Raw genomic sequence first — 6,097 nt, forward strand, 5'->3', positions numbered from 1 at the left:
CTCCAGCGCTCCGTCCGCCCGCCGCCGCACCAGGTCGCCGGTGCGGTACATCCGCGTACCGGCGGGCCCGTACGGGTCGGCGACGAACCGCCCGGCGGTCAGGCCGGGCCGGTTCAGGTAGCCGCGGGCCGGGCCGGCGCCCGCGACGTACAGCTCGCCCACCACGCCGGGCGGCACCGGTTGCAGGTAGCGGTCCAGCACGTGGCCGCGCAGGTCCGGGAGTTCGGTGCCGATCACGCTGGCGGTGCCGGCGGCGCGTTCCGCGTCCAGCGCCGCGTAGGTGACGTGCACGGTGGTCTCGGTGATGCCGTACATGTTGACCAGTCGCGGCGCGTCCTCGGCATGGCGCCGGTACCAGTCGGCGAGCCGGGCCGGTTCCAGGGCCTCGCCGCCGAACACCACCGTGCGCAGCGCGAGCCGCCGCCCGGTCTCCGGGTCGTCGCGGTCGGCCCGCATCAGCTGGTAGAAGGCGGAGGGCGTCTGGTTGAGCACCGTCACCCGCTCGTCGGCCAGCAGCCGCAGGAACCGCTCGGGCGAGCGGCTGTCCTCGAACGGCACCACCACCAGCCGCCCGCCGTGCAGCAGCGGGCCCCACAGCTCCCAGACGGAGAAGTCGAAGGCATAGGAGTGGAAGAGCGTCCAGACGTCCTCGGCGCCGAACCCGAACAGCTCCCGGGTGGCGTCGAACAGCCGCACCACGTTGGCGTGCGGCACCACCACGCCCTTGGGCCTGCCGGTGGAGCCGGAGGTGTAGATGACGTACGCCGCGTTCCGGGGGTCGACGGTCACACCGGGGTCGTGCTCCGGCAGCCCGGCGGGTTCCCCGGCGTCGAGCAGCAGCCGGTCCGGGCCGTCCGTGCCGGGCAGGTCGACCCCGCTGGTGGTGAGCAGCAGCGCGGGCCGGGCGTCGGTGAGCAGGTACGCGATCCGTGCGACGGGGTAGTCCGGGTCGATCGGCAGGTAGGCGGCGCCGGACTTCAGGACGGCCAGGACGGCGACCACCAGCTCGGCCGAGCGCGGTAGCGCCAGGGCCACCAGGTCCTCCGGCCCGATGCCCCGGGCGATCAGGGCGTGGGCCAGCCGGTTGGCACGGGCGTCGAGTTCGCCGTAGGTCAGCGTGGTCGGGCCGTCGACGACGGCGACCGCGTCGGGCTGTTCCGCCGCCCGGGCCCGGAAGAGCTCCGGGAGCGTGCCGGTCGGGGCGGAAGTGGCGTCGACGGGCGGCAGTTCGGTCCGGCGCTCCTCGGCGGAGCGCAGGTCGATCCGGCTGAGCCGCCGTCCGGGGTCGGCGACGGCGGCGGTCAGCAGCCGCACCCAGCGCGCGATCACCGTCTCGACGGTGGCCCGGTCGTACAGGTCGCAGGCGTACTCGACGAACCCGTCGATCCCCTCCGGGGCGCCGTCCTCGGAGTGCCGCTCGGACATCGAGAGGATCAGGTCGAGCTTGGAGGTGGTGGTGGTCAGCCTGACCTCGCCGGTCTCCAGCCCGGGCGGGGTGAAGTCGGCCCGCGGGGCGTTCTGGAGCACCAGCATGACCTGGAACAGCGGGTGGTGGGAGAGCGACCGGGCCGGGTTGAGGGCCTCGACCAGGTACTCGAAGGGCAGTTCCTGGTGGGCGTAGCCGGCCAGCGCGGTGTCCCGGACCCGGCCGAGCAGTTCGGCGAAGGTCGGGTCGCCCGAGGTGTCGGTGCGCAGCACCAGGGTGTTGACGAAGAACCCGACCAGCTCGTCCAGCGCCTGGTCGGTGCGGCCGGCGATCAGGCTGCCGACGGGGACGTCCTCGCCCGCACCCAGCTTGGTGAGCAGGGCGGACAGGCCGGCCTGGAGCACCATGAACAGGCTGGTGCCGTGCGTGCGGGCGAGCTCGCGCAGGCCGCGGTGCAGCTCGGCGTCCAGCCCGGTGCGGACGAAGGCGCCCCGGTGCGAGGCGACGGCCGGGCGGGGCCGGTCGGTGGGCAGCTGGATCTGCTCCGGCAGGCCGGCCAGCTGCCGGGTCCAGTAGTCCGCCTGCCGGGCGAACAGGCTGTCCCGGTCGGCGGCGTCGCCGAGCAGCTCGTGCTGCCAGAGCGTGTAGTCCGCGTACTGGACGGCCAGTGGCTCCCAGGCGGGCTCCTCGCCGCGGCGGCGGGCCGCGTAGGCGGCGGTCAGGTTCCGCGCGAGCGGGCCGAGCGACCAGCCGTCGCCCGCGATGTGGTGGATCACCACCAGCAGCACGTGCTCGTCCGGCGCCAGTTCGAACAGCTCGGCGTGCAGCGGCAGGTCCGTCTCCAGGTCGAACCGGCAGGCCAGCGCCACGGCCAGGACGCCGTCCAGCTCCGCCTCGGTGGTCCGGCTCGGATGCAGCCGGGGGCGGGCCGCCACGGCGTCCAGCACCCGCTGGTGCGGCACGCCGTCCACCGCGGGGAAGAGCGTGCGCAGGCTCTCGTGCCGGGCCACCACGTCCGCCAGCGCCGCCGTCAGCGCCTCGCGGTCGAGCGGTCCGGAGAGCCGCCAGGCCAGCGGGATGTTGTAGTTGGCGGTGGCGCCCTCCAGCTGGTGCAGGAACCACAGCCGGCGCTGGGCGAAGGACAGCGGGGTCAGCTCCGGCCGCGGGTACGGCGCCAGGGCCAGTTGGGCCCGGCGGGCGCCCGTGAGGGCGGCGGCCAGCGTGGCCGGGGTCGGGGCCTCGAACAGGGTGCGCAGCTCCAGTTCGACCCCGAGGGTCGCGCGGACCCGGGCGGCCAGCCGGGTGGCCAGCAGCGAGTGCCCGCCGAGGTCGAAGAAGCCGTCCTCCACGCCGGCCTCGGCCACCCCGAGGACCTCGGCGAACAGTTCGCAGAGGATCTGCTCCTGCGGGGTGCGCGGGGCGCGGCCGGCTCCCGTCGTGGCGAACTCCGGCGCGGGCAGCGCCCGGCGGTCCAGCTTGCCGTTGACGGTCAGCGGCAGCGCGTCCAGGACGACGAAGGCCGAGGGCACCATGTACTCCGGCAGCCGCTCGCCCAGGTACGCGCGCAGCTCGGCCGAGCGCGGGGCCCCCTCGGCGGTCGGCACCAGGTACCCGACCAGCCGGGTGTCGTCGGCGCGGTCCTGCCGGGCCAGGACGGCGACCTGGGCGACGCCGGGGTGCGCGGCCAGCGCCGCCTCGATCTCGCCGAGCTCGATCCGGAAGCCGCGCACCTTCACCTGGTCGTCCGCCCGGCCGACGAAGCCCAGGCTGCCGTCGGCGGCCCGGCGCACCACGTCGCCGCTGCGGTACATCCGGCTGCCCGACGGCCCGTACGGGTCGGCGACGAACCGCCCGGCGGTCAGCCCCGGCCGGTTGAGGTAGCCGCGGGCCAGGCCGGGGCCCGCGACGTACAGCTCACCGGCCACGCCCGGGGGCACCGGGCGCAGATGGGCGTCCAGGACGTACGCGCGCAGGTCCGGGATGGCGGCGCCGACCACGCTGGCCGCCCCCGCGGTCGCGACCGACCGGTCGAGCGCGGCGTGGGTGACGTGCACGGTGGTCTCGGTGATGCCGTACATGTTGACCAGTCGCGGCGCGTCGTCCTGGTGCCGCTCGTACCAGTCGGCGAGCCGGGCCGGTTCCAGCGCCTCGCCGCCGAACACCACCGTGCGCAGGGCGAGTTCACGCGGCTGCTCGGCGTCCGCCTGCATCAGCTGGTAGAAGGCGGACGGCGTCTGGTTGAGCACCGTCACCCGCTCGCGGGCGAGGAGTTCCAGGAAGCGGCCGGGCGAGCGGCTGGTCTCGTGGTCCACGACCACCAGCCGGCCGCCGTGCAGCAGCGGGCCCCACAGCTCCCAGACGGAGAAGTCGAAGGCGTAGGAGTGGAAGAGCGTCCAGACGTCCTCGGCGCCGAAGCCGAACAGCTCCCGGGTGGTGCCGAACAGCCGGACCACGTTGGCGTGCGGCACCACCACGCCCTTGGGGTTGCCGGTGGAGCCGGAGGTGTAGATGACGTACGCCGGGTGGCGGGGATCGACGGCGACCTCGGGGTCGGTGTCCGGTCGTCCGGCCAGGTCGGCGGTGTCCAGCAGGAACCGGTCCACGGACTCCGCGCCGGGCAGCTCGCCGATCCCGCCGGTCGTCACCAGCACGGCCGGGGCGGCGTCCTGGAGCAGGTAGGAGATCCGGGCCGCCGGGTACGCCGGGTCCACCGGGAGGTACGCGGCGCCGGACTTGAGGACCGCCAGGACGGCGACCACCAGCTCGGCCGAGCGCGGCAGGGCCAGCGCGACGAGCCGCTCCGGCCCCACGCCCCGGGCGATCAGCGCGTGCGCGAGCCGGTTGGCGCGGGTGTTCAGCTCACGGTACGTCAGCGCATCCTCGCCGCACACCACCGCGACCGCGTCCGGGTTCGCCCGCACCCGCTCCTCGACGAGAGCGGTGACGGTGCGCTCCGGGGTGCGCTCGGGTTCACCGGCCGGCAGCAGCTCGCGCAGCTCCTGCTCCGACAGCACGTCGATCCGGCTGATCCGGCGCCCCGGGTCGGTGGCCACGGCCCGGAGCAGTCGCAGCCAGCGCCGGACCAGGTCCGCCGCGGTGGCCTCGTCGAACAGGTCGGTGCTGTACTCCAGCACGCCCGACAGGCCGTCCTCGCCGGGCCGTTCGGTCAGGATGAAGGTCAGGTCGCACTTGGCCGTGCCGGTGCCGACCAGGTCGGTGGTCACCCGCAGTTCGGGCAGCTCGAAGCCGCCGGTGGGCGCGTTCTGCAGCGCGAGCATGGTCTGGAACAGCGGGTGGTGGGCCAGCGACCGGGTCGGGTTGACCGCCTCCACCAGGTGCTCGAACGGCAGGTCCTGGTGGGCGTACGCGGCCAGCGCGCCGGCCCGGACCCGGCCGAGCAGTTCGGTGAAGGTCGGGTTGCCGGAGAGGTCGGTGCGCAGCACCAGCGTGTTGACGAAGAAGCCGACCAGGTCGTCCACGGCCTCGTCGGTGCGCCCGGCGATCGGGGTGCCGATCGGCAGGTCGGTGCCGGCGCCGAGCTTGCCGAGCAGGGCGGCCAGCCCGGCCTGGAGCACCATGAACAGGCTGGCGCCGCCGTCCCGGGCGAGCGCGCGCAGGCCCTGGTGCAGCTCGGCGTCGATCCGCACCGGCAGGTGCGCCCCCCGGAAGGACATCGCGGCCGGCCTGGGCCGGTCGAAGGGCAGCTCGATCTGCTCGGGAAGTCCCGCGAGGCGGTCCGACCAGTAGGCGAGCTGCCGGTGCTGGAGGCTGTCCGGATCGGTCTCCTCGCCGAGCAGCTCCCGCTGCCAGAGGGTGTAGTCGGCGTACTGGACGGGCAGGCGCTCCCAGTCCGGCTCCCGGCCCGCCGACCGGGCCGCGTACGCGGTGGTGAGGTCCTTCGCGAGCGGGCCCATCGACCAGCCGTCGCCCGCGATGTGGTGCACCACCAGCAGGAGGGTGTGCTCGTCCGCGGCCTGCTCGAACAGCTCGGCCCGCAGCGGGGGTTCGGCCGCCAGGTCGAAGCCGTGCCGGGCCGCCTCGGCCAGCCGCTCCGGCAGTCCGTCCGGTCCGACCGTGGTGACGCGCAGCCGGGGCCGGGCCGCGTCGGCGTCCAGCACCCGCTGACAGGGCTCGCCGTCGACGACCGGGAAGACGGTCCGCAGGCTCTCGTGCCGCTCGACCAGGTCGGCGAGGGCGGCTTCCAGGGCGCGCCGGTCGAGGCCGCCCGACAGCCGTAGCGCGAGCGGCACGTTGTAGGTGGCGCCGGAGCCCTCCATGCCGTGCAGGAACCACAGTCGGCGCTGCGCGAAGGACAGCGGCACCGTGTCGGGCCGCTCGCGCCGGGTCAGCGCGGGCCGCGCCCGGCCGGCCCGCTCGACGGCGGCCGCCAGGCCCGCGACGGTCGGCGCGTCGAACAGGTCGGCCAGGACCAGCTCGACCCCGAGCACCGAGCGGGCCCGGGCGATCAGCCGGGTGGCCAGCAGCGAGTGCCCGCCGAGGTCGAAGAAGCTGTCGTCCGCGCCGACCCCGGGCACGCCGAGGACGTCGGCGAAGAGGCCGGCGAGCACCTGCTCGGCCGCGGTGCGCGGAGCCCGGCCAGGGGCGGACCGGGTCCGCTCGGGGGCCGGGAGCGCCTGCCGGTCGAGCTTGCCGGTGGGGGTCAGCGGCAGG

Annotated in this window: 1 protein-coding gene; it reads right to left on the reverse strand. The window is 75.2% G+C overall.

Annotated elements, in window-relative coordinates:
- Nucleotides 1–6,097 (reverse strand): amino acid adenylation domain-containing protein (locus tag ACFU6K_RS28425; protein WP_380667723.1); only part of this gene is annotated, 6,097 nt, incomplete at both ends.

Origin of the sequence: Kitasatospora sp. NPDC057512 (assembly GCF_042802135.1) — a bacterium.
Taxonomy (GTDB): Bacteria; Actinomycetota; Actinomycetes; order Streptomycetales; family Streptomycetaceae; genus Kitasatospora.